Below are 21417 nucleotides of genomic sequence, written 5' to 3'. Positions count from 1 at the left end.
CGATCGGAGTTGTCCACAGGCCGGATCCGGCGCATCAGGAGTCCTTGCGGTTCCAGCGGAAGGTGAGGACGCAGGCCACCGTGCCCACGACCAGCCACGCCACCAACACCAGCGTTCCGATGCCCAGGTGCCACGCGCCTCCTGGCTCGGCGCCCGCGAACGCGTCGGGCAGGAAGACGGAGCGCATGCCGGACGCCATCCACCGCAGGGGGAAGACGGACGCGGCGTTCTGCAGCCAGTCGGGCAGCTGGGTGAAGGGGAGGTAGACGCCGGAGATGAACTGCAGGACCAGCACGATCGGGACGATCGTGGCGGTGGCGCGGCGTCCTTCGCGCGGCAGGGCCGAGATCGCGATGCCGAGTACGCAGCTGGTCGCGATGCCGAGGACCATGATCCCCGCGAACCGTGCCCACAGGGTGCCGTCGGTCGGCAGGTCGACGCCGAAGACCAGGCTCGCGATCAGCAGGAGCAGGGCGGTCTGGATCACGGTGGTCACCAGGACCATGCCGATCTTGCCGACGAAGTAGCTCAGCACGGGGAGCGGTGTGCCGCCCAGACGCTTGAGCGTGCCGTCGCTGCGCTCGCCGGCGATGTCGACACCGAGCGACTGTGTGCCCGACAGGAGGATGCCCGTCGCCACCAGACCCGGTAAGTAGTACGTCGCGTAGTCGACGCTGACGTTCCGCCCGGCCTGGATGTCCGGAGCACTGCTGAACGCGACCGAGAACAGCGCCAGCATGATGATCGGGAACAGGAACGTGAAGAAGACCGAGTCCGGAGCGCGGAAGTACGAGCGGATCTCGTAGCTGATGCGGGCGGTGCCCATGCTGGCCGTGTTGGTCCGGCTCTTGGTCGTCGGTGCGCTGGTCGTCGTGGTCATTTCGATCCCACCATCTCGAGGTAGACGGACTCGAGGGACGGGCGGATGACCTCGAGGTCGTGCATCGGTTCGGTGCTGCTGCGGATCCGTTCCGCCGCGTTGGTGGTGCGCTCCTCGTGCACGGTGCCGGCGTCGTCGTGCCAGCGGATGCGTGGTGTGCGAGCCTGAGCGCCGCCGATCTCGTCGATCGGGGCGATGTCCAGCAGCTTGCCGTCTGCTATCACCGCTGCCCGGTCGGCGAGCTGCGCGGCCTCGTCGAGGTAGTGCGTGGTGAGCAGGATCGTCGTGCCCTCGCGCTGCACCTGTTTCAGCAGGTCCCAGAACTGCCGGCGGGCCTCCGGGTCGAAGCCGGTCGTCGGCTCGTCGAGGAACAGGACCTCTGGTCGGCCGATGATGCCGAGTGCGACGTCCACACGGCGGCGCTGCCCGCCCGAGAGCCGGGCGATGCGGGTGTTGCGCTGCTCGGTCAGGCCCGTCGCGGCGATGAGCTCGTCGGTGCTGCGCGGGTTCGGGTAGAGCCGGCCGAAGTGGTTCAGCTGCTCGGCGACCGTGACGTTGGGGGACTCGCCGCTGGTCTGCAGGACGATGCCGATGCGGGCGTTGTGGCTGCGGCTGGCACGGGCCGGGTCGTGGCCGAGGACACTGACGTGGCCGTCGGTGCGGGAGCGGTAGCCCTCGAGGATCTCGACGGTGGTGGACTTGCCGGCGCCGTTCGGGCCGAGGAGGGCGAAGGTCTCGCCCTGCGCGATCGTGAAGGAGACGTCGTCCACGGCGCGCTTGCCGGTGGGGTACTGCTTCGCGAGGTTGCGGACCTCGATGGCTGGGGTGTCGGGCATGGTGCCAGCCTGGCCCGGTCTTCGGCTCGGTGGGTCGGGGGAGCGGGTGGGGTTGCATCCTCCGATCGGAGGATGGGACGGTGAATATGCAAGACTTCAGATGGTGGAATTGTTTGTGTAGCGTCAGTCCCGGTCGAACTCCGACCTGAACCGACGAGGGGAACACCACATGACGAAGTCGATCGTGACCATCGCGCTCTGCGCGCTGACGACGCTCGCAGGGACGATGGGTGCCAGCGCCGCATCCGCCGCCACTGTCGGCGACGCTGCCGCAACGGGTGGGAGTGTCACGCTCGATTCGCCGAAGACGGCGCGCAACGGCACCCAGGTGGTCGGCGGGGGGATCTGGACGTACGCAGTCAGCAGTGGACGAGTCGTCTCCGTCTACGACAACTCGAAGCTGGTGCACAGTGCATCAGTGAAGTCCTCCGGAGTCACGAAGTCCTCCGGCAAGGTCGCGAAGGGGAAGATCGCCTCCGCGAGTCGCCCCTCCGCGTTCAGTGGCAACCAGGCCTTCTGGAACATCTACTGATCCGGACCTTCGCGACCGCCACCATCATCGCGGTGGTGGCGGTCGCGCTCTTCTCCGCGGGCCTCGTCGTCTTCCTCTCCGGCAGCGTCGAGGCGCTCGGCTATGCGTCGGGACGAACCACGATCGACCTGACCGATCTGCCGTTCGGGCCCACGAAAGCGGAGCACATCGCGCTCCTCCAGCGTCTGGCGAGTGACGACGGCGTCGACCTCGCGTTGCTCGTTCCCGACCGCAGCGGCGCGCCCGGTGAACTCGACGCGTACGTGCTGCACGGCGACATCGCTCGACCGACGTTCTGGGGGGAGATCACGGAGCGTCCAGTTCGTGACATCGGTGACGCCGTCATCGTCTGGACGTACGCGGTCGACGGGTCCGGTCCGGACGTGTCACGGTTCCTCGGTCACCTCGGCGAGGCTGGGTTCACGTTCTCGAGGGCTGAGCCATTGCCGCTCCCGACACTGCTCGAGGCGTTGATGAAGCCCGGTGTGGCCGGAATCGGCTTCGCGGTGTCGATTGCGCTCCTCATCGCGCTGGTCTCGGAGTCGCATCACCGCGCACCCCGCCAGCGCGTGCGTCGTCTCGCTGGTTGGACCCTCGGACGCATCGCAGCACGCGAGCTCGTGGACATCGCCGTGCTCCTCCTCACCGCATTCGCGGCCGTGTTCGCCGGACTCGCCGGTTTCCTCGCAGTTCGCGGAGCGTCAGACGCCGTCTGGGTTCTTTGCTGGACCTCGTTCGCGACCGTCAGTGCCATCGCTCTCGCAGCCACGGCAGGATCTCATGTCGGCTTCGCGGTCATCAGCGGACGTCAGCTCGGCGGGCCGGACGTGCGCCGCTGGCGGCCGGTGCTGACGGCAGCATCGGGGATCGCGCTCGTCGTCGTGCTGGTCGGGAACGTGTCGACGATCACGTCAGCGAGCACCGATGCGAGAACACTCGAGGCCTCGCTCGCTGCGGAAGCAGCGCATGGTGACGATGTCGTCTTGGGCGTCGGGTTCGCGGGAGAACGCCAGGACCTGGCACTCGGGAGCATCGGCGCCGCCGCGATCGAGCGGAAGCGTGCCCGGATGGCGATGACGAATGCCTTTCCTGATGCGCTGGTGGTCGCGGGAAGCGGCACCACCGGCCTACCGGAGTCGGTCGCGCGGCGCGACGGTGTCACGGTGCTGGTACCCGAGGCCATGCACGGTCGCGCGGATGAGATCGAGAACGAGGTCCGGAGCGGCATCGCGGAGGGCTGGGCGCTCGATGACGCAGATCCGCCGAGGACACTGTCGGTGTCCACTGAGGTCGTCGAGAGCACCGCTCCCATCGTCGAGGCCGCTGACCGGTGGGTGGATTGGGGAGCCCCGAAGGGACCGACCTGGCCGGAGATCGCAGTCGTCGTCGTGTCGGACGTCAAGGACATCGCTCCGAACCGTGTCGGCACCGCAACCCACAACGGAGAGGTACGGTTCTCGGACCGCGCCAGCCTGGAACAGGCACTGCACGACGAGCACGTGTTCGACGTGGTCACCCAGGTCAATGCCGTCGGCGCCGTGATCGACCGGCGGCTCGCGGTGGTCCGAAGCGACCGGATCGTCCTCGCTGGCGCGAGTCTTGCGGCCCTCGTCGCGGCGCTCTTCGCCGCCGGAAGTCTCGTCACGAGCCATCTCCGCCGCGGGCAGCGCGCACACCGTCTCTTGCGTCTCGTCGGGCGACATCCGGCGGTAGCGCATCGATCGTTCGTCCTGGGAGCAGCTGCGACGAGCGGATGCGCGGCACTCCTGACCGGTGCGCTGGGGACGTTCGAGCCCGCCGAGATCATCGGAGCAGCCGTGGCTGCAGGGAGCGCCACCGCACTCGTGCTCAGCGTGCTGATCGCCCTTGACCACGTCTGGAGAAGGAGAGCATGACGCAGCAACGAGCACACATCACCGCCGAGAGGCTCGGCTACGACATCGGGAAACGAACGCTGTGGGACGGGCTCGACGTCCGGGTGGGACCGGGTGAAGCACTCGCCCTGCGCGGACCGTCCGGCCAGGGGAAGAGCACGCTGCTGCGATGCCTCGGCGGGCTCGAGCGTGCCACACGGGGCACGATCCACGTCGCCGGCACAGACCTGAACGATGCGCACCCTCGCATGCTTCGACGCCTCCGCCGCCACGACATCGGCTTCGTCATGCAGGACCACGCGATCGTTCCTGAGTGGACAGTCGAGCAGAACCTCCGTGTGCTGCCGTTCACTGCCGCCGAACGTCGAGAAGTCCCCGCTCGGATGCACCAGTCGCTGCTCATGGTGGGACTGCACGGCCGCCAGCGTTTGCGCGCAGGCACACTCAGCGGCGGGGAACAGCAGCGGGTCGCCGTGGCGCGGTTGCTCCTGCAACGACCGCGAATCGTGCTCGCGGACGAACCGACAGCGTCGCTTGACGACGAGAGTTCCGCGCGGGTTCGGTCGGGGCTCGACGTGCTGCGCGCATCCGGAAGTGCGGTCGTCGTCGCGACGCATGATCCGGAGCTCGTCAAGTGGGCTGATCGGAGCCTCGATCTGTCGGCTCGGTGAACGAGGAAGCACGCGCGATCACCAGGAGAAGCAGACCCGTGTCGTCACCACGATCCGGGTGCTGTGGGCTGCGAAATGGGGGAGTACCGGAATGGAGGATCGGGGCCGGGTCGAGCTGTGCCTCCAGTCCGCCTGTGGCGCGTTCGCGCGATGCGCGCCCACCGCTGCAGCTCGCGCTCCACGCGGTCCGCAGCAGCGTCCGGGTCCTCGTGCTCCCAGACGCGCAGCACCTTCCAGCCCTCGCTGCGCAGGACCGCATCGTGATGCGCATCGCGCTGCCGGTTCGCCAGCAGCTTCGTGCGCCAGAGTTCCGCGTTGGCCTTCGGCAGGTGGATGTGCTGGTCGCAGTGGTGCCAGAAGCAGCCGTCGACGAACACGGCGATGCGGGCTCGCGGGAACACGATGTCGGCTCGGCAGCGGGTGGCGGTGCTGACGCGGCGGTCGACGAAGTAGCGCAGGCCCCGGGCGTGGAGCGCTCGCCGGAGAGCGAGCTCGGGCGCGGTGTCGCGACGGCCGAAGCGGGACATGTGCTTCCGCCGGGCATCGGTGGCTTCCCAGTGCTGCATCGTCCGACGGTAGCCAGTGGTGGGTCGGCGCCCAGTTCGGTCGCGACTTCTGTGGAGAACGAAGCAGGCCTCGCTCTTCAGGAGCGGCCGTACGGCTGTCGGCTCCTACTCATCACAGAGTGAGAAGAACGAACCTTCAAGGTCCGTCGGGGGCCTCTTCGGGTCAGGCGGGACGGAACTCAGACTGCAGCCGCTGCTCGACCGCGGTGACGTCGACATCACCTGCAGCACGCCGGAGCAGCTTCGAGAGCTTCTTCGGCCACACCACGTGAACGCCGTCGACCTGGAACGAGCCGCCGATGATCGGCCAATCCGCGTCGATGAAACACAGGGCACCCACCACCGGCACGTCGACCACGGAGCGAACCGCGTCGAGCTGCTTCTGCATCCCGAGCAGCAGGGAAGACCTGTCGCGGCGGCCGACGAACAGACGCTCAGTTCGCGGTTGGAGGATTCCTCCGTCGACGCGAAGCGTGGGCCGCTCGGATTGGTAGCGCTTGGTGTCGATGACCCAGACTCCGGTTGTCGTCACGACGAGGTGGTCGATGTTTGCTCGGGATCTCCCGCGCCGCCGGTCATGCAGGACCCGTACGACGTCCGAGGACAGCGCATCGAGTGATGCACCCACGCGTTCCTCACCGATGGCGCCCGACCGCCAGGCGCTGGTGCTCTGCCGCTCAGGGGTGAGCGCGACCGCGACACCGCCGAGCCGCCCCCAACGCGCTCGCACGGCCGCCTCGTCGTTCGCCAGACGGCGTTCATGCTCGCGACGTGCCGAGGCACCCGCCTTCTGCAGAGCGCCCGTGGAGAAGCCCGTGGACTTCGCCCCGAGCTCTCCTTCGCCTGGCCGTGCTTCGCCGTCGACATGGTCTTTGCGTGCTGAGCCGCCGGTGATGGCCATCGTCTCGTCCCCTCGGCCGGGCACCTCTCTGGGGTGCCGGTCGTGAACCATCCTCGCAACTCGTAGCGACTCGCGGGAGAGCCCGTTGGGGGGGGGGGGGGCTCCGATCAGCCGAGCTGCCAAGAATGATCGAGAAACGCAGTGCCAACCCGATCCGGTAGGTCTTCGAGGCGCGTGCGAGGTGTGTTCGTTCCTGCGCGCAGCCCGGCATCTCGGAGGGCGCGATCGAGCGCCGCGGCACGGGCTCCAGCCTTCGGCACGGTGTCACTCCGACGACGACGCGGAGCGTTCCTCGGGTTGTCCACCGTCAGCAGCCTCATGGCGGCGGAGGCGGCTGGCGATTCCCGCCAGCCCGGACGACAGCGCACCTGCGGCCGACGCCGCGTGATCGATGGCATCGCCGCTCAGCCGCTTCGCGAGATCCACCCCGTCCTCGCCGAGCTCGACTGCCTTGTCCCGCGCTCCGTCAGCAACAGCGTCCGCGGCGGCCTTCCATCGCGTCGCTTCCAGCGCCCGGCGCTCGCGTTCGATCCCGAGGCTGTCGTGGAAGACCTCCACGCCGTCCGCGACGAGGTTCGTGGAGTGGACGAGTGCACGAGCCGCCTTCGGGTGCAGAACGATCTTCAGGTCGGCGAGTCCCGCAGCGTGGTCCATCCGTGCGACGAGACGTTCCGTGCTCCGCAAGATCGATTGTTTCCGCTCCTGCCTCGCGAGCTTCAGCGTTCTCCGGTGTTGGTCGAGCTGATCGGGAGCGGTGTCGAGGACTCGATCGAGTTCCAACACGGCGAGACCGTCCTGCAACTGGAAGCACCGGGCCAGGACTGCGAGCCACTCCTGGACAGTTGTCTCCGCAGCGCTCGAGGCGTCGGCGAGGTCCTTGACCTTCGTCGTCTTCTCGAGTTTCTCGGCCAGTGCATCGAGTTGACGGAGCGCGTAGGCCTGGGTGCGAGCAATCGTGAACTCGGTGCCTTGCACCTTCGACCAAGTGATCTCGCTGACGGATCCGATGCTGTCGCGCATCCGGAGAGCGTCAGCGATGACGAGGTCCACGCCGATCATGTCCGCGAGGGATGCGTCCTTCTGGGCACGCAGGACGTCGTCGAGCTTCGCGTCAATGGTTGCGAGGTAGTCGGTTATCTCGTCCATGGCCTGCTGCATCGCGAGTTGCGCCATGATCCCTGCCGCACCGGTCAAGATCGCGGGGTTCGTGAGGAACGACCTCGACGCTTTGGTGATCTCGAGCAGTCCCTTGATCTTGCCGCCATCGGTCAGTACCGCGCGGCTCACCCCTGCAGACGAACCCTTCATGAGGGACGAGTGTTGCATCGCCTTTGCGGACTCCTTGGTGAGCTTCACCCAACGGCCAGCATTGGCCGCGATCTCCGCTCCGGCGCCGGCCGCACCCGAGCCGATGCTGTACGCCTGGCTGAGCTTCGGGAGGTCGAAGCCCCGAGACTCCAGACCGTTCGACGCCAGGAAGCGATCAACGGCCGACGTCTCCCCGATGATGGCGACACCGTCTTCGTCGTCGATCATGTCGATCTCGTCTGCCACTGTGTGCTCCTTGTGTCCGTTGTGGGGGAAGGGTGATCGCGCTCGCCCCTGGTCCAGGAGCGAGCGCACCAGTCAGAGCTACAGGCCCGGCGCCGGGGGAGCAGGTGGAGCTGACTGTTGCACGTGTTCGGTCCACTGCATGCCGTCCCACCAGCGGTTCGATCCCTGTGCGTCGGCGTACCAACCGGGCGGTGGCCCTTGCGGTGCGATCGAAGGGACCGCCGACTGCTGGACCGTGACGGTTGGCTGCGGAGTCGTCGCCTGCGCACCGAGGTGCAGCGACATCTTGTGCCCGCATCCGCGACAGGTCTTCGTGAACCCCATGGCCAGCTCAGAAGCGCCGAGGCTCATCACCGCGAGGCTGGCGCGTCCACTGTTCCGCCCGAGGTTCGCGGCTGCACTGTTCGTGCACTTCTTGCAGTCCCGGCAACCGGTCTCGACGCGTTTCGCCATGTGTTGCACCTCTTGTCCCTTCGGGCAGCGTACGAGTGGTGCTCATGTCTGGCTATCACCCGACCGGGGGTGCTGCGGCATCGCGCAACGCTGTGCGGCTTCGGGGAAGGTCGCGCGGCACGATCTTCGACGGACGCCGCCGTAGGATCTGGAAGCTGAGGGCCTCTCCCGAATGGTCCGCAGGACAGGAGCGACTCCGTGTCAGATCAGCAACTGCAGGATGCCCGGCTGATGGCTGCCCTCCGCTTCCTCGCCGCCCAGCCGGATGCGGTGCCTCGCAAGAGCGTGTGGGACGCCGTGCAAGCACAGATCCCGATGAGTGAGACCGAATCGACCTTCGTCCCGTCCCGCCCCGAACCACGTGGCCGCAACGCCTTCTGGTTCGGCACCTCGACGCTCGGCCGTGCCGGTTTGCTGACCAAGTCCGGAGACGGCCTGTGGTCGATCACGGATGAGGGCCGACAAGCGATCGCAGACGACCCGGAGCCGACCACCTTCCGTCTGGAAGCGACCCGCGCTGCTCGTGAGGCGACGAAGTCGTTGATGGCTGATCGTGCGGCACGACTCAGCGTCGCGATCCTGCCACCAGACGCAGGAGCGGAGCGGATTCGCGAGGCGTCACAACGGTTCCGCGAACGCGGTCTCCGTGAGCGGACGTCGGTGTTTGCCGAGCACCGAACGGTCTGGCGAGCCGATGTCACCGCGGAGTTGATCGCACGGTTCGTTGAGCAGGAGGAAGTGGCCGGCGCCAGCTTCCTCGAGAAGCTGCGCGAGCAGTTCGCCGATGCCACCGACGACGCGCGGCTGCTGATGGCGGAGCTGGTGGCGTGGCAGCTCCTGCCGCTGCAGAGCCCCGGGGAGCGGAAGAAGCGGGAGCGTGTCCAGTCGTTGCTCGACTCGATGCAGGAACCGGTCCTGATCCCAGCCGAGGTGGACCAGGCGTTCCGCTCGTGGTCGTTCAATCCCGGTCAGGGGATGGCGCACGGCATCTACAACGCCCTCTCGATCGTGGTGCGGCTCGTGCACCAGTGGGTTGCATTGGCAGATGACGAGCGGAGTGCCCTGCTCGACGATCCGTGGGCATGGCGGGACTTCGTCGCATCCGTTCCGGGAACGCCCTTCCCGACGCAGCGCAACGAGTTGATGTACCTGGTGCACCCGGAGGCGTTCGGCGAGGTGGTCTCTGCTGTGGACCGCGATCGCATCCGGACTGCATTCCGTGGTGAGGTCGTCGGCGACGCCGGGGCCATCGAGGTTCCGGACGATCCCGATCGGGAGTTCCTCGACATCACCCTCGCGCTGCAGGCGAAGGAAAACGGCGCGGCTGTCTACTACCGAGAACCTCTCCGGTCTCGCTGGGCGGGTACGCCCGTGCCACTGGAGAAGCCGGACGACCAGGCGCCGGGGAAACCGGATGGACAGGAGGAGGCTGAGGAGCGGACCGTCTTCCCCTCGGTCAGCCGAGAACTCGCGTCGAGCCTCCACATGCCTCAGGCCTGGCTGCAGCAGACCCTCGACCTGATCGAGCGCCGCAAACAGGTGATCCTCTACGGCCCACCCGGCACCGGCAAGACGTTCCTGGCCCAGGCGCTCTCGAAACACGTGACGGACGGCACCGACGGCGAGACCACCATCGTCCAGTTCCACCCGACGTACTCGTACGAGGACTTCTTCGAGGGCTTCCGCCCCGTCGCCAATGACGACAGCGGCAACCTCGCCTTCACACTGCGGAAGGGCCCGCTCCGCCGTCTCGCCGACGCTGCCGCCGCCAACCCCGAGGCGAACTACTTCCTGGTCATCGACGAGATCAACCGCGGCAACATCGCCAAGGTCTTCGGCGAGCTGTACTTCCTGCTGGAGTACCGCGACAGCGAGATCTCCCTGCTCTACAGCGACGAGCCGTTCACCCTGCCGAGCAACATCTTCGTCATCGGCACGATGAACACTGCCGATCGCTCGATCGCGATGCTGGACGCCGCGATGCGGCGACGCTTCGCCTTCATCGAGCTGCACCCGGAACGCGAGCCGGTGCAGAACGTGCTGTCGCGCTGGGCGGCGACCAAGGGCCTCCAGGACGACCGCGCCGACCTGCTGACGCGGCTCAACGCGCAGATCCAGGACCACGACGCCAAGGTGGGCCCGTCGTTCCTGATGCGCGACCTGGAGGTGACCGGTCTGCAGGACGTGTGGCGGTACGAGATCCTGCCCCTGCTGGCAGAGCACCACTACGGCGAAGGCGTCGACCTGGAGGCTCGGTACGGCCTGGCGACGTTGCGCCGCCAAGCGACGTCCTCCGTTGCGGACGGGACCGAAGGTGCTTCCGTCGACGATTGAGCTGCGGGAGGCGGACCAGCCGGTGGTGCACCGGCTGCCTCGGGCGGTGGCCGTCGGACTTGCGGCGGCGAACATCGCGACCGTCGCCCCGACGTTCGGTGCGGACGAGTACCGCGTGAGCGGGGTCCGGAAGGTCGGCGTCGTGCGGATCGCTGGGCACACGGTGTGGCTGAAGCCGAAGACGCCCGTGCGGCGGCTGTTCGCGATGCTCGGGTACGCGCGGGCCGGCAGTGCGATCTGGACCGAGGACGACTTCGGGTTCGAGGAGGACGACGAGCTGGTGCCGGCGTTGGCGCACGCGTTCGTGCGGCAGGCCTCGCGGGCGCTCGCCGGAGGGCCGCTCCGCGGGTACGTCACCCGCGAGGACGCGCTGCCGCTCGTGCGTGGGCGGTGGCGGATCGGGGACCAGCTGACGCGACGGGGTGGGCAGCCGCTGCCGGTCGAGGTGTCGTTCGACGACTACGTGGAGGACATCGCGGAGAACCAGGTGCTGCTGACTGCGGCGACGCGGTTGTTGCGGCTGCCGGGAGTGCCGGCGGACGTACTTGGGGCGCTGCGGCGGATCGTGCGGGTGGTCGACGGGGTGTCGGTGATCCCGGTCGGGGCTCCGGTGCCGGTCGTGCGGGCTGATCGGCGGAACGCGCGGTACTCGTCGGCGCTGGCGTTGGCGTCGCTCGTGCTGTCGGGGTCGTCGGTCGAGCAGCGTGCGGGGTCGGTCGTGGCGTCGGGGTTCCTGGTCGACATGTGGTCGGTGTTCGAGGACTTCGTGTCGGCTGCGCTGCGCGAGGCGTTCAAACCGTACGGGGGAGTGCTCGTGGTGCAGTATGCGTCGACGCTCGACGTCGAGGGGACGGTGAAGATCGCCCCGGACTTGGTGTGGGTCGTCGACGGGGTTGTGCGGGCGTGCATCGACGTGAAGTACAAGGTCGAGAAGCACGGGCAGTACCCGAACGCTGATCTGTACCAGATGGCGGCGTACTGTCGGCGGTTCGGGCTGAGAGAAGGCTGGCTCGTGTACGCGGCCGGCGATGCGACAGAAGCGGGTGTGCAGATCGTCGACGGCCCCTCGATCTGTCGGCTTGCGCTCCGCACGGACAGCACCCCTGCAGTGCTCGGTGAGCAGATGAGAGCGATCGCGCAGGAACTCGCTCGATCGCTGGGCGTGCCGGCCTGAGCCATCTGGCTCGCGGTGGTTGCCCGTACCAACCACCGCGACCCAGAGGCCGGCGAGCGGGTCCCGCTGTGGATCGCGGCTTCGCCGCATCGCGCACCCGTCGTCGCAGCCATCTGTGTGGGAGTGCTGTCGGGTTCCCGTGGTCCGTCCCGCGGGGCCTAAGCGGCGTCCGGCTGTTCGGGCGCGTTGAGCTCGGCGAACTTGGCTGCCATCGTCGGGTTGCCCTTGGTCAGCTTCTTCACGGTCAGCGCTGTCGCCTTGTCATTCGCGAGTCGGAGGTGGTTCTCCGATCCGAGAAGCTCGCCCTTCACCTTCTGGAGTCGGGCAATCGCGTTGTCGATCTCCTTGATCGCTGCGTCGAACTTGCCCTTGGCGAGGTCATAGTTGCGGCCGAACGCCGACTTGAAGCCATCGAGTTCGGACTCGAAGTCGGTGATGTCGATGTTCTGTTTCTTGACCTGCTCGAGCTCGGCCTTCACCACGATTGTGTCCAGAGCAGCGTTGCGCAGCAGCCCGATGATCGTGAGGAAGAACTGCGGGCGCACCACGAACATCTTCGGGTAGAGGTGCGACACGTCGGTGACACCGGTGTACAGGTCGGAGTCCTCTTCAAGCATCGAGACAAGCACTGCATACTCGCAGCCCTTGTCATTGCGGTCCTTGTCGAGCTTGGCGAGGAAGTCGATGTTCTTCTTCTTCGACGCCGTCGCGTCCGACTCGTTCTTCATCTCGAACATGATTGAGAGGTACTGCACGCCGTCTTCGCTGTAGTCGCGGAAGATGTAGTCCCCCTTCGTGCCGCCGCTTGTGTCGTTGTCCTTCCCGAACTCGGCGTGGGGGAAGGCGAGTGAGCGCATGCGGTTGAACTCGACCTCGCAATGCTGCTCGAGGGTCTCGCCGAGCAGCTTGACCGACAGCTTGGCCTTCATGTCCCTGTAGCGGTCGATGAGCTCGTCCTTCATGGCCAGCTCCTTGGTGTGCGACTGCGCGAGCGCGAGGTCCTTGACCTTGTGTTCGGCCGCTTGAACTTCCAGCTTGCTCTTCGCCTCGTTGAGGTTCTTGCCCGCGACCGACACCGCCTTCGCGACAGCCAGCTCCTGGTCGGTCGCTGCCGACTTGAGCTCGGACTTGAGCTGCTGGATCTCGGCGTCCTTCGTGGTGCTGACCTCGCGAACCTGCTGTGTTGCGTTCGCCACCGCGAGTGCGATCTCGGCCTCCTTGGCCTGCTCGGCCGCAGCGAGGCGCGCATGGAGCTCGGTCTCGAATTCGGTGGTGCGGACCTGCTGAACGATGTCGGCGTACTTCGCCTCGTCAATGGTGAAGAGGGTGTCGCAGTGCGGGCACTTGATCTCGTTCGAAGCGATGGTCGGTGTGGTCTCAGTCATGGGTACCTCCAGGTAGGGGCGAGGCGTTTTCCACGGACGGGCTGCCCCAGTAACGCTCCGCCAGTCAACGGCGATGTCATGTCGCCGCAACAGATGGTGGCGCGTTCGTCCTTGGGCTTTGGCAGATTGTGCTGATAAGCCCACTTATCGGAAAAATAGCTTTGCGGGTACCCCGATTCGTGTACTTTGGCTCCGTGTCCTCAGCGCCAACACTTCTCATCGACTTGGCCGGCGTCGCCCGACTGGCTGGTGTGCGGCGACCCGTGGCATCGATGTGGCGATCGAGGTTCGCGTCGTCGTCCGATCCGTTCCCGCGGGCTGTCGATGAGCGGGACGGCCGGGCTCAGTTCGATGCACAGCAGGTCGCCGACTGGCTCATGCGCACATCACATGGCAACAACCCCGAAGCGCGCGCGGATGCTGCAGCGGAGGCGAGCCCGCCGGACTTCTCGTTCGCCGACTCACAAGCTGTCGCCGAGTTGGAAGCCCTGATCGCCCTCTCCGCGCACGTGGATGATCTCGTCGTACTCACGCCGTCCGGGATCGAGGAGGCCGGCGCCGAGCTCGACCCTCGCGACATCACGCTGCAGGCCGAGATTGCCGCGCACGCGCGACGGGGCGCACCATGGGTCGGGTTTGCCGCCCATCTGATCGACGCGGCATACTCACCGTCGGCCGCGTTGGCGCACGTGACCCAGCGGCATGCTGCTTCGCGGAGGACAGCGGGGTCCGCAGGGCAGCTCGGTGGCGATGCGATCGCCCTGATCGTCGAAGCCACGCTCGCGCTCGTTCGCGAAGGCGATGCCGTGCGCCTCGATGCGCGCGATGCCGCGCTCTCTGCAATGCTGGCAGGCAAACTCGGCGACGATGTGAGCATCGTGCTGCCCGAGGACGCCGAAAGTCGGCGTGTTCGGCGCCAGCTGCTCGTCGACGGACACTGGCTCGCGGATCCAGAAGAGCCTGCTCCGCGCTTCGTCGCAGTCTCGCGCGTTCCGGCTCGGTGTGATGACGACGTCGCAAGCATCCTGCGAGCCGTCGATGAGGTCTCCTTGTCGTTGGGCGACTCGGATGCGGCAGTGGTGATCGGCCCCGCGAGGGCGCTCGTGGACCCGTTGACGCCCCTGGGCGAGCGGGCGCGCGCTGACATCCTTCGTTCGGGCCGAGTGCGGGGGATCGCTCGTTTGTCGGCCGGGCTGGTCGACAGCGCGGTCCGCGAGTCTCTCGCGCTCTGGGTGCTCGGTGATCCGGCAGGTGACGTTCCGCCAGCGGAGCGTGTCACCGCTGTTGCTGATCTCACCTCGATGCCGCTGACTGCCGCTACCCGCACTGACCTCGTTTCGGATTTGATGGCTGGCATGGGTAGCGGACGTGACCTGCGCGCCCATCAGTTCCGCTTTGCGAGATTCGTGAGGACGACGTCGTTGCAGGCGCGAAGCGGCTCGCTCGTGACGTCGGCAACTCGGAAGTCCGTGCTCGCGACGACTCGCACAGCCGAGCTTCCCGTGCTTCTCGACCTCGCCGCCGATGCGATTCGCGACGACATCACTCCGGTTGAGATCGCGCCTGCTTCGCACGACGTCCCGCGACCTGCATTGGTGCCCGACCTGATCGAAGCCCGGCATTTGAGGAGGATCCCGGGTGTACGCCTCGATCCTGATCTGCTCGGCTCGGAAGGACTCATCGTCGTGACGCCGTCCGAACTCGACGATCCCGCGTCGATCGGTCGCACCCGCATCGATCAGCTCGCGTTCGCGGCCCGGAACCCCAACGCGCAACTCACCCGCGCGGGCGACGTGGTCTTCCGAACCAGCCCGTCCGCGGCCGCGTGGGTAGATGCTGACGGCTCGAAGGTTGTCGCTTACCCCGCACAGGTGCTGCGTATCGACATGGATGACCCCGGCGGACTCGTCCCTGAAGTCGTTGCTGCTGACATCACCGGCGCGACCGCTGGTCCCGGGGCGTGGAAGCGCTGGACGCTGCGTCGCGTCACCCCTCAGGTGATCGCCCCGCTCCGCCGGGCACTCGCCGACATCGCGACCACCCGCGAACACCTCGAGGCGCGGGCTTCACGCCTCTCCAACTACGCCGCCCTGATCGTCGCCGGTGCGACGTCCGGAGCGGTGACCATGATCGACATCAACAACGCCGTGGATGCGGCAACCACCCGGTAAGGACCACGCATGCCCCGCACACCGAAAGCCGCTTCGCAGGCGCCGTCGACAATGAAGGAGCTGAAGGACACGCTCTGGAAGGCCGCCGACAAGCTGCGCGGGTCGATGGATGCCTCGCAGTACAAGGACGTCATTCTCGGGCTCGTGTTCCTCAAGTACGTGTCGGACGCCTTCGACGAGCGCCGCGCAGGCATCCGTACCGAACTCACCGCCGACGGCTACGACGACGACCAGATCGCCGATCTGATCGACGACACGGACGAGTACACCGCCCAGGGCGTGTTCTGGGTACCCGCGATCGCACGTTGGGGGTTCCTCGCCGAGAATGCAAAGGGTCTCGGCCCGTCGATGAACTCCAGAGAGAAGTCGATCGGCGCGCTCGTCGACGAGGCAATGGATGCCGTCATGCAGGCGAATCCGCAGCTCTCCGGAACGCTGCCGCGCATCTTCAACCGCGACAGCGTCGACCAGCGCCGCCTGGGCGAACTCATCGATCTGTTCAACTCTGCACGCTTCGCGACCCAGGGGCAGGGCGGCTCGGACGGACGCAGAGCCCGAGATCTGCTCGGCGAGGTGTACGAGTACTTCCTCGAGAAGTTCGCCGCTGCAGAAGGCAAGCGGGGCGGCGAGTTCTACACCCCTGCTGGTGTCGTGCGGGTACTCGTTGAGATGCTGCAGCCGACCAGCGGGCGGGTGTACGACCCGGCGTGTGGTTCAGGCGGCATGTTCGTCCAAGCCGAGAAGTTCATCGACGCCCACCACGGCGAGGGCTCGGACATCTCGGTGTACGGACAGGAGCTCAACGAACGAACCTGGCGAATGGCAAAGATGAACCTCGCCATTCACGGCCTCACCGGCAACCTCGGGCCGCGCTGGGGTGACACCTTCGCCCGCGACCTACACCCCGACCTGCAGGCCGACTACGTCATGGCCAACCCGCCCTTCAACATCAAGGACTGGGCGCGCAACGAAGAAGACCCCCGCTGGCGGTTCGGCGTGCCGCCGGCCGGCAATGCGAACTACGCGTGGATCCAGCACATCCTCTCCAAGCTCGCCCCCGCCGGTCAGGCCGGTGTCGTGATGGCTAACGGCTCGATGTCGTCGAATTCCGGTGGTGAGGGGAAGATGCGCGCGGAGATCGTTGAAGCCGATCTCGTGTCCTGCATGGTCGCCTTGCCGACTCAGCTATTTCGCTCCACGGGTATCCCGGTATGTGTCTGGTTCTTCGCGAAGGACAAGGGTGCGAGAGCTGGAGAGGTGCTTTTTATAGACGCCCGCAGTCTCGGACACATGGCAGACCGCGCTGAGCGCGCGCTATCAGACGAAGACATTGCCCGAATCGCGGACACGTTCCACGCATGGCGCGGGCTCGAATTGGATGCTGTGCTTGGGGAGTACTCGGACGTTTCGGGCTTCTGTTACTCGGCATCGCTGGCCGAGATTAAGGCGGCGGGATACACGCTGACGCCGGGACGGTATGTCGGCGCGGCTGAGTCCGAAGATGACGGCGAGCCGATCGCGGAGAAGCTCGCACGGCTTCGAGTCGAGCTTGAGACGCAGCTTACGGAATCAGCGCGCCTCGCTGAGGTCGTTCGCGAGCAGCTCGGGCGCGTGTCGTGAGCGTCACTGTCACCGCGTTGCAGGACGCCGGGGTCCGCGTGCTCGATTGTGAACACAAGACTCCCGCGGCCCAGCGCTTCGGACACCCCTATATTGCAATCCCCGACATTCAGGATGGGCGCGTGGTGCTCGATCAAGTTCGCTTGATCTCCGACGATAACCTCGCTGAGTGGACACGTCGAACTGTCCCTATAAAAGGGGACATCCTCGTAACTCGGCGTGGGCGCGTCGGCGACACGGCGCCTGTACCAGATGTGCCGTGCGCGATTGGGCAAAACATCGTGCTTCTTCGCTCAGATGGCACGAAGGTGCACAAGGACTTTCTTCGCTGGGCGGTGCGCAGCCCGGAGTGGTGGAGCGAAGTCGAACGGTTGCTGAACGTAGGCGCTGTATTCAGCAGTCTAAATGTGAAGGATATTGGGCGGATTCGGCTCTCAATCCCACCAATTGCCGAGCAGCAGGCGATCGCCGAGGTGCTGGGCGCCCTCGACGACAAGATCGCCGCCAACACCGCCCTCGCCGACACGGCTGAGCAGATGCTTCGGGCAGAAATTGACGCGGCGTGGCTTAGGAGTGAGGGCCGTTCCTCGACACTGTCCGACTTTGTGGAAATAAACCCCAAAGTAGCGGTGCCGCGTACTGATTCCGCCGTCTACATCGATATGAAGCGGCTGCCTGAGTCAGGGTGGTCCATCAATGGCTTTGACTACCGCGAACCGAGGGGCGGAGCAAGATTCCGAAACGGAGATACCCTCCTTGCCCGCATCACGCCGTGTCTCGAGAACCGGAAGACTGGCTTTGTCGATCATCTTGAGGATGGGCAGGTCGGGATCGGTTCAACCGAGTTCATCGTCTTGCGCTCTCGCAACGATGTCGCCGCGCCCATCTCGTTCCTCCTTGCGACCGCACCGCGCTTCCGGGATCACGCGATTCAGCACATGATCGGCACATCTGGACGTCAACGGGTGGCTGCTTCGGATCTCGCATCCTTCGAGATGCCGACGCCCGAGCCCGGCTGGCTATCGGATTTCGGTGGCCGCGCCGAAGCGATCTTCGAGGCGATCTCTATGCACTCCGCTGAGAATCGAACTCTCGCCGCGACCCGCGATGCGCTGCTCCCTCAGCTCATGTCGGGCAAGGTGCGCGTCCGTGATGCAGAGGCGACGGCATCTGAAGCCGGCGTGTGAACGCGCCAACATGACGAACTCGAAAGGGACACGCATGACATCGATCACCGAGGCTGACTGGGAACAGGACGCGCTCGAGACGCTCGCCGAGCCACTCGGTTGGCGTCCGACCAGGGGTGAGGACATCGCGCCCGGTATCGGGGAGCGGGACACCTGGGATGAGTTGCTGATTCGACCGCGCCTGCTCGATGCTCTTCGTCGCCTGAACCCCGGCATTCCGGGCGAATATCTGCAACAGGCTCTGGCAGAGATCGCGGCGCCCAAGTCGCAAGATGCGATCACAGAGAACCAGCGCATCCACGACTATCTCGTTGTCGGCTATCCGCTGAGCTACATCGACTCAGACGGCGTCGAGCAAAACCCGCGCCTTCGGCTGCTGGGAGCAGACCCGTCTGAGAACGACTGGCTCGCTGTCAACCAGGTCACTCTGCGGCAGCGCGATGTGCATCGCCGGTTCGACATCGTGCTGTTCGTCAATGGGATGCCACTGGTCATCGTTGAGTTGAAGCGTGCGGGTTCGGCATCGACCGGTGTCGCCCCGGCGCACGCGCAACTGCAGACGTATCTGCGAGAGCTTCCGATGGCATTCCGATTCTGCGTGCTCACACTCGCGAGCGACGGGCTCGCGGCGAAGTACGGCACCCCGTTCACGCCGCTCAACCACTTCGCGCCGTGGAACGTTGACGACGACGGCGCACCGCTGCCGCAGCCCCGTATCGAGGGAGGCGTGTCCGTAGAGCCGATCGATGACGCCCTCAACGGACTCTTCAACCAAGAGCGGTTCTTACAGCTCGTCCGGAACTTCACCGCGTTCGACGAGAACGCCGACGGGCTCACCAAGCGCATCGCGAAGCCGCACCAGTACTTCGCGGTGACGAAAGCGGTTGGGTCGACGGTGCAGGCAGTCGAGACGAACGGCAAGGCCGGTGTGGTCTGGCACACGCAAGGGTCGGGCAAGTCCATGGAGATGGAGTTGTACGCGAACCTTGTGTCGCGGTATCCAAAGCTCAAGAACCCGACCGTGATCGTCGTCACCGACCGCACCGAACTCGACGGCCAGCTGTTCGAGGCGTTCGACCAAAGCTTGCTGCTTGCCGAGAAGCCGAAGAAGGTTCGTAAGCGAACGCAACTTCGCGACGAGCTGAGTAATCGGGTCACCGGTGGTATCTACTTCACGACGCTGCAGAAGTTCGGGCTGAACGAGGCCGAGAAGGAGTCGGGTACGCAGCATCCACTGCTCACCGACCGGCGCAACGTCATTGTCGTCGTCGATGAAGCGCACCGCAGTCACTACGACGACCTCGATGGATACGCTCGGCACCTGCGAGATGCACTGCCGAACGCGACCCTCATTGCGTTCACCGGAACCCCGATCTCCTTCGCGGAGCGTGACACCCGCGCGGTCTTCGGCGATTACATCGACATCTACGACCTCTCCCGCGCCGTGGAGGACGGAGCCACCGTCCCGGTGTACTTCGAACCGCGGCTCATCAAGGTGTCGCTGGCAAACGGCGGCAACGAAGAGGACATCGACGCCGCCGCCGACGAGTACACGCTCGGCCTGGATGACACGGAACGGGCCCGGCTTGAGGCATCCGTCGCGGTCGTCAACGCCGTGTACGGCGCGCCCCAACGCATCGAGACCCTCGCCGCCGACCTCGTGAAGCACTGGGAGGAGCGGCGCGAACGGATGAAGCCGTTCCTCGAGTTGCCGGGCAAAGCACTGATCGTGGGCGGCACGCGCGAGATCTGCGCACAGCTCTATTCGGCGATCGTCGACCTGCGCCCCGACTGGCATTCGGATGCACTCGACCAGGGCCGCATCAAGGTCGTATACTCGGGGTCAGCCTCGGATGTGCCGCCGGTGAGCGACCACGTGCGGCGCGACTCTGAGAACAAAGCGATCAAGGCGCGGCTGAAGGACGCCTCGGACGAACTCGAACTCGTGATTGTCAAAGACATGATGCTCACCGGGTTCGACGCCCCACCGTTGCACACCCTCTACCTGGACCGGCCCCTCAAGGGTGCGCTGCTCATGCAGACCCTCGCTCGTGTGAACCGCACGTTCAAGGGAAAGCAGGACGGGCTGCTCGTCGCGTACGCACCGCTGGCTGACAACCTCGCCAAGGCACTGTCGGAGTACACCGTCCCGGACCAGGAGAACAAGCCAATCGGTCGGGACGTCGACGAGGCCGTGGGGATCGCATCGGAGCTGGTGGCACAGATTCGCGAGATGCTGACGGACTGCGACTGGCGGTCAATTGCGGCCGACGGCGGATCGCGCGCATGGCGTACTGCGGCGACCACCGCTACCAACTACCTGCGGGATGCCGCGAACCCGCTGAACTCCGTCGAGCTGGGCGCCGAGCGGCTTTCGGCACGGTACCGAACGGCGACGGGTCGCCTGGCGCGCGCCTGGGCACTCTCGTCGGGGCGTGCCGGCCTCGCCGAACTGCACGATGAGATCGCCTTCTACGAAGAAGTGCGCGTGTGGATGGCGAAGTTCGATGGCGCTGAACGACAGTCCCGCGACCAGCCGATCCCGGAGGAGATCTCCCGGCTGCTCGGCTCCCTCGTCGCTGACTCGATCGCGCCGGGCGACGTGCTCGACATCTACGACGCCGCCGGTCTCCCTCGCCTCGCACTCGACGACCTCGGGCCTGAGTTCCTTGCGAAGGCGCAGGCTGCACCGAACGCGCACCTCGTGATCGAGGCACTGCGCCAGTCGCTTACCGACGCCGGTTCCGCCGCTACTCGTGGCAACGTGGTGCGGCAGCGAGCGTTCTCGGAGCGGATCGCCGAGATCATGAACCGTTACACCAACCAGCAGCTCACATCGGCCGAAGTGATCGCCGCGCTGGTCGAACTGGCAAAGGAGGTCGCGGCCGAGGCATCTCGAGGCTCGCACTTCTCTCCGCCACTCTCGACCGACGAACTCGCCTTCTACGACGCCGTCGCCACCAATGAGTCGGCAGTCGACGTGCAGGGTGGGGACGTGCTCGCGCAAATTGCGAGAGAGCTTGTTGCCGTGATGCGTCGTGACGTGCGCACCGACTGGACGGTGCGCGACGATGTACGCGCAAAGCTGCGGTCATCGATCAAGCGGCTGCTGGTGAAGTACAAGTACCCGCCGGACAAGCAACCTGACGCGATCAAGCTCGTCATGGACCAGATGGAGTCGATGGCTCCGCGCTACGCGACCGAGCGTGAACGCTAGAACAGCTCGGGCTGCTGGAGGTTCGGACGACTCGTCCAATTGCCCCAAGGTTCGGTTCCACG

16 protein-coding genes are annotated in these 21417 nt (G+C 66.1%); 9 read left to right on the top strand and 7 right to left on the bottom strand.

All coding sequences use genetic code 11. The annotated features are described in order from the left end of the window. Positions 1–34: 34 nt before the first annotated feature. Positions 35–880, bottom strand: a complete 846-nt coding sequence (locus MT346_RS14655) for an ABC transporter permease (RefSeq protein WP_243563831.1) — start codon at positions 878–880, stop codon at positions 35–37. Continuing rightward, on the bottom strand, positions 877–1716 hold the full coding sequence (locus MT346_RS14650) for an ABC transporter ATP-binding protein (RefSeq protein ID WP_243563830.1): 840 nt from the start codon (positions 1714–1716) through the stop codon (positions 877–879). Before MT346_RS14650 ends, MT346_RS14655 begins: the two co-directional genes overlap by 4 nt. 169 nt (positions 1717–1885) lie before the next feature. On the opposite strand from MT346_RS14650, the gene MT346_RS14645 reads away from it, so the two are divergent. The 3 genes from MT346_RS14645 to MT346_RS14635 are packed head-to-tail and all read left to right on the top strand — an operon-like array spanning position 1886 to position 4793. Next, a complete protein-coding gene (locus MT346_RS14645) occupies positions 1886–2248 on the top strand; it encodes a lactococcin 972 family bacteriocin (RefSeq protein WP_243563829.1) in 363 nt (120 codons plus the stop codon). 35 nt (positions 2249–2283) lie between these two features. Further along, positions 2284–4143, top strand: coding sequence for a hypothetical protein (locus MT346_RS14640; RefSeq protein WP_243563828.1), 1860 nt, complete (start codon positions 2284–2286; stop codon positions 4141–4143). Further along, positions 4140–4793: an ABC transporter ATP-binding protein gene (locus tag MT346_RS14635; protein WP_243563827.1), complete on the top strand. Its 654-nt coding sequence runs from the start codon at positions 4140–4142 to the stop codon at positions 4791–4793. The genes MT346_RS14640 and MT346_RS14635 overlap by 4 nt, the downstream gene beginning before the upstream one ends. Before the next feature lie 44 nt (positions 4794–4837). Here the strand turns inward: MT346_RS14635 and MT346_RS14630 are convergent, their stop codons facing one another. The 4 genes from MT346_RS14630 to MT346_RS14615 form a co-directional block, all read right to left on the bottom strand. Then, positions 4838–5359 (bottom strand): very short patch repair endonuclease, encoded by a 522-nt coding sequence (locus MT346_RS14630; RefSeq protein ID WP_279397089.1) that lies wholly within the window; start codon positions 5357–5359, stop codon positions 4838–4840. Between the two features lie 163 nt (positions 5360–5522). Next, positions 5523–6260, bottom strand: a complete 738-nt coding sequence (locus MT346_RS14625) for a nuclease-related domain-containing protein (protein ID WP_243563826.1) — start codon at positions 6258–6260, stop codon at positions 5523–5525. Positions 6261–6524: 264 nt separating this feature from the next. Beyond that, positions 6525–7814: a hypothetical protein gene (locus MT346_RS14620; RefSeq protein WP_243563825.1), complete on the bottom strand. Its 1290-nt coding sequence runs from the start codon at positions 7812–7814 to the stop codon at positions 6525–6527. 78 nt (positions 7815–7892) lie between these two features. Beyond that, positions 7893–8099: a DUF2510 domain-containing protein gene (locus MT346_RS14615; RefSeq protein WP_243563842.1), complete on the bottom strand. Its 207-nt coding sequence runs from the start codon at positions 8097–8099 to the stop codon at positions 7893–7895. A 366-nt stretch (positions 8100–8465) separates the two neighbouring features. On the opposite strand from MT346_RS14615, the gene MT346_RS14610 reads away from it, so the two are divergent. Both MT346_RS14610 and MT346_RS14605 read left to right on the top strand, forming a co-directional pair. After that, positions 8466–10601: an AAA family ATPase gene (locus MT346_RS14610; RefSeq protein WP_243563824.1), complete on the top strand. Its 2136-nt coding sequence runs from the start codon at positions 8466–8468 to the stop codon at positions 10599–10601. Positions 10602–10647: 46 nt separating this feature from the next. Then, the gene (locus MT346_RS14605; RefSeq protein WP_243563823.1) at positions 10648–11775 is read left to right on the top strand and encodes an McrC family protein; all 1128 of its coding nucleotides are present in this window, start codon (positions 10648–10650) and stop codon (positions 11773–11775) included. Positions 11776–11933: 158 nt separating this feature from the next. Here the strand turns inward: MT346_RS14605 and MT346_RS14600 are convergent, their stop codons facing one another. Next, positions 11934–13160, bottom strand: a complete 1227-nt coding sequence (locus tag MT346_RS14600) for a DUF2130 domain-containing protein (RefSeq protein WP_243563822.1) — start codon at positions 13158–13160, stop codon at positions 11934–11936. A 263-nt stretch (positions 13161–13423) separates the two neighbouring features. Between MT346_RS14600 and MT346_RS14595 the strand changes: the two genes are divergently transcribed. Genes MT346_RS14595 through MT346_RS14580 form a run of 4 tightly spaced genes read left to right on the top strand, consistent with a single transcriptional unit; the run spans position 13424 to position 21355 of the window. Next, the gene (locus tag MT346_RS14595; protein WP_243563821.1) at positions 13424–15331 is read left to right on the top strand and encodes a hypothetical protein; all 1908 of its coding nucleotides are present in this window, start codon (positions 13424–13426) and stop codon (positions 15329–15331) included. Positions 15332–15340: 9 nt separating this feature from the next. Beyond that, complete coding sequence (locus MT346_RS14590) at positions 15341–16951, top strand: class I SAM-dependent DNA methyltransferase (RefSeq protein WP_243563820.1); 1611 nt, start codon at positions 15341–15343, stop codon at positions 16949–16951. Further along, positions 16948–18138 carry a restriction endonuclease subunit S gene (locus MT346_RS14585; RefSeq protein WP_243563819.1) on the top strand — a complete coding sequence of 397 codons (1191 nt, stop codon included), beginning with the start codon at positions 16948–16950 and terminating at the stop codon, positions 18136–18138. Before MT346_RS14590 ends, MT346_RS14585 begins: the two co-directional genes overlap by 4 nt. A 34-nt stretch (positions 18139–18172) precedes the next feature. Next, positions 18173–21355, top strand: a complete 3183-nt coding sequence (locus tag MT346_RS14580) for a type I restriction endonuclease subunit R (RefSeq protein ID WP_243563818.1) — start codon at positions 18173–18175, stop codon at positions 21353–21355. Positions 21356–21417 lie beyond the last annotated feature (62 nt).

Origin of the sequence: Curtobacterium sp. VKM Ac-2922 (genome assembly GCF_022815645.1) — a bacterium.
Taxonomy (GTDB): domain Bacteria; phylum Actinomycetota; class Actinomycetes; order Actinomycetales; family Microbacteriaceae; genus Curtobacterium.
The sequence above is the reverse complement of the archived record's forward strand: the minus strand, read 5'-3'. Positions and strand labels throughout refer to the sequence as shown.